We start from the raw sequence: 3,433 nt of genomic DNA, 5'->3' as shown, positions 1-3,433 counted from the left end.
TTGACCTGGCTGGGCAACCTGCTGCAAGGGGATTTCGGGGTGAGCTACACCTATCGCGTGCCGGTAGCACAGCTCATCCTCTCCCGCGCCGGCGCTACCTTGCTGTTGGCGGTGTCCTCTGTGGTGCTGACTTGGCTGGTCGCCATTCCCCTAGGGATCCTGGGGGCGCTGCGGCAGAACACCCCCCTGGATCGGGCGTTGCAGTTGCTCAGCTACCTGGGCCAGGCCATGCCCAGCTTCGTGCTGGCCATTTTGCTGCTAATTGTGGCCCAAAACGTGAGCTGGCTGCCGGTAGGGGGGATGACCAGTGTTTATTTTGCCGAGCTTAGTTTGGGGGAAAAGTTGCTGGATCTGGGCCGCCACCTGCTCCTGCCCACGCTGGCCCTGAGCATCACCAGCTTTGCCGGGCTGCAGCGGATTACGCGCGGCAATTTCTTGGATGTGCTGCGGCAGGAATACATCCAGGCGGCGCGGGCCCGTGGGATCCCAGAGTGGCGGGTGATCTGGTTGCACGCGCTGCGCAACGCCGTCAACCCCTTGATCACGATCTTGGGCTTTGAGTTTGCCAATCTGCTCAGCGGCTCTTTTATTGCCGAGTTTTTCTTCAATTGGCCGGGGCTGGGCAAGCTGCTCTTGGAGGCTGTTCAAAGTTTCGACATCAATGTGGTGATGGCGGGGCTTCTGCTGGGGGCCGTGATGCTCATTCTGGGCAATTTGTTGGCCGATTTGCTCCTGATGTGGGTGGATCCCCGGATCCGACCCGACTCACTGCTGTAGTTAACCATTGCTGCTACGGATCCCTCAAACAGGCGGCTCAATTGTGGAGACAATATCCCGAATCACCGCCTCAGCCTCTTGCCGTCGGTTGCCGGCCATCTCTCCCGACCCGGCCAGAGAAACCCGATGGGTCAGTACCGGCACGAACAGTGCTTGCAGATCTTCTGGTAGACAAAAGCTGCGCCCCTTCACCAGCGCCTGAGCCCGTGCTGCCCGCGCCAAGGCCAGGGCTCCACGGGTGGATACCCCCGCCCGCAGCAGCTTGGACACGCGAGTGGCCTGCACCACCTGCAGAAGATAGTCCGCCAGGGATCCATCCAAATACACCTGATCCACCGCCGACTGAATCTCTCGCAACTCCATCAGGGAGAGAACCGGCTGCAGAGCATCCACCGGCTCGGCCTGTTGCCGTTGCAAGAGTAAAGCTCGCTCTACCTCAGGGCTGGGGTAGCCAATCGACAGCCGTACCAAAAACCGATCCAACTGGCTTTCTGGGAGGGGATAGGTGCCGTGGTACTCCAAAGGATTTTGGGTGGCCAACACCATAAATGGGCTGGGCAGCGGGTAGGTGCGATCGTCCAGCGAAACCTGCTTTTCCGCCATTGCCTCCAGCAGGGCACTTTGGGTGCGGGGCGAGGTGCGATTGATTTCATCCGCCAAGACCACGTGGGCAAAAATGGGGCCGGGACGAAATTCAAAATCCCCTTTTTCTTTGTTGAAAAGGGTGAGGCCAAGGATATCTGTCGGCAATAGGTCGCTGGTAAATTGAATCCGCTGAAACTTGGCTCCCAAACTGTGGGCGATGGCCCGCGCCAAAGTGGTCTTGCCTACACCGGGCACATCTTCAAGCAAAACATGACCTTCCGCAACCAAGGCCGTGACCACCGCCTGCACCACCTGCGATTTGCCCTGAAACACGGATTCGATATTGGCAATCAGCTTGCCAATCTGTTGGTGCAAGGTTTGTAATCGCTCCGCTGGGATCCGTGCTGAACCAGACCGGGTGCTGACACTCGCCATAAACCATTCCCAAAGGGGCCTATTCCACCTTACAGGCTGGATCCCATTGCCAGCTCAGGGCGGGATCCCGCTAAACCCCACTAAAAAACCGGAGTATCATAGACCTGAGCTCTCCACGAAGGATAACTATCTTGGAACTGTCTTGTAAAAGTGAATATGCTCTCCTGGCCCTTCTGGAATTGGCCCAGCACTACAGCGATGGCCAGGTGCTGCAGATTAAAGAAATTGCGGCTCATCAGTCCATACCCGACCGCTACTTGGAGCAATTGCTGGCCACCTTGCGCAGACAGGGGTTGGTGCGCAGCCAACGGGGATCCAAGGGAGGCTACTTCCTGGCCCGAGCACCCTGGCAGATCTCGCTGCTGGATGTTATCCAGGCCATCGAGGGGGAAGATCTCAGCCGCTCCCGCGACTTGCCCTCGGGCGATCTCACCCCAGAGCGGGAAGTGCTCCTGAAGGCCTGGCAAGATGCCCAAGCTGCGGCGGTAGCCATTCTCCAGAAGACCACCCTACAAGACCTCTGCGACCGGCAGGCACAACAGCAACAAGCTCGGCTTATGTACTACATTTAAGCCAGAGGCTGGGATCCTTGGAAGGTTTTGGGTTATCCTGAAACCCATTGCTTTTCGAATTGAGCCCTTCCATGACCGTTCGCTCTTCTCGCTCTCAGGCTGCCGATACGTTTTCCGCGGAAGATTTTGCCCAAGCTTTAGACAGGCAAAACCTCAGCTTTCAACCGGGGCAGGTGGTGCAAGGCCGCATCTTCCAACATCAGAACGATGGCGCTCTGGTGGATATTGGCGGCAAATCCCCGGCCTTTTTGCCCCTCAAGGAAGCAGGGATCCGCCCAGGGGAAGATTTGAGTGCGCTCTTTCCTTTAAAGACAGAAGCCGAGTTTCTCATCCTGCGGGAAGATGCAGAAGGACAAATTGTGCTCTCGGCGCGGCGGCTGAGGCTGAAGCGGCTTTGGGAAGAGCTGGCCCAGAAGCAAGCCAACGGCCAGACGGTAACCGTTCCGGTGATCGCCACCAACAAAGGGGGGGTGGTGGTGGATGTGCAGGGGCTGCGCGGCTTCATTCCCCGCTCCCACCTCAGCCAACGGGAAAGTCTGGAGGAGTTGGTGGGGCAATCCTTGACAGCAAGCTTTATCGAGGTGAACCCAGAAGCCAACAAGCTGGTGCTCTCCCAAAGGGCGGCTGTAAAGTCCGAGAACCTGAGCCGCTACACCAGTGGCCAAGTGGTGGAAGGCAAAGTCAGCGGACTAAAACCCTTCGGTGTGTTTGTGGACTTGGAAGAAGGGGTAACCGGGCTGTTGCACATCAAGCAGGTCAGCCAAAGTTTTGTAGCCTCGCTACCGGATTTGTTCAAACCAGGCCAACGCATCAAAGCTGTTGTCATCGATGTGGATGAGGCCAAGGGACGGATGGCCCTCTCCCTGCGGGTGCTGGAAAAGCATCCGGGCGAGGTGCTGGAGCAGCTGGACAGGGTTATGGAGGAGGCCGAAGAGCGGGCCGGTAAACTCAAGGGGAGAATAACATCCGACGGCCAAGTCATCTGATCCCATCTCTGCCTCGAGTTCGGATGCAAAACCTGCAGAGGGAAAGCAAGACGCCTTACGGCAATCAGAGGAAAATCA

Annotated in this window: 4 protein-coding genes; 3 read left to right on the top strand and 1 reads right to left on the bottom strand. The window is 57.8% G+C overall.

The annotated features are described in order from the left end of the window. Positions 1–777, top strand: a 777-nt coding sequence (locus NW820_RS11190; protein WP_414407517.1) for an ABC transporter permease, incomplete at its 5' end; no start/stop codon positions are given. Positions 778–801: 24 nt separating this feature from the next. Here NW820_RS11190 and NW820_RS11185 read toward each other — a convergent pair. After that, entirely contained in the window at positions 802–1,797 is a 996-nt protein-coding gene (locus NW820_RS11185; protein WP_414342457.1) for an AAA family ATPase, read from the bottom strand. A gap of 131 nt (positions 1,798–1,928) precedes the next feature. On the opposite strand from NW820_RS11185, the gene NW820_RS11180 reads away from it, so the two are divergent. Further along, positions 1,929–2,369, top strand: a complete 441-nt coding sequence (locus tag NW820_RS11180; protein WP_011432485.1) for an RrF2 family transcriptional regulator — start codon at positions 1,929–1,931, stop codon at positions 2,367–2,369. Positions 2,370–2,440: 71 nt separating this feature from the next. Beyond that, positions 2,441–3,355: a S1 RNA-binding domain-containing protein gene (locus NW820_RS11175; protein WP_414342454.1), complete on the top strand. Its 915-nt coding sequence runs from the start codon at positions 2,441–2,443 to the stop codon at positions 3,353–3,355. Positions 3,356–3,433 lie beyond the last annotated feature (78 nt).

It is taken from the genome of Synechococcus sp. R55.7 (assembly GCF_047461955.1).
GTDB lineage: Bacteria > Cyanobacteriota > Cyanobacteriia > Thermostichales > Thermostichaceae > Thermostichus.
The sequence above is the reverse complement of the archived record's forward strand: the minus strand, read 5'-3'. Positions and strand labels throughout refer to the sequence as shown.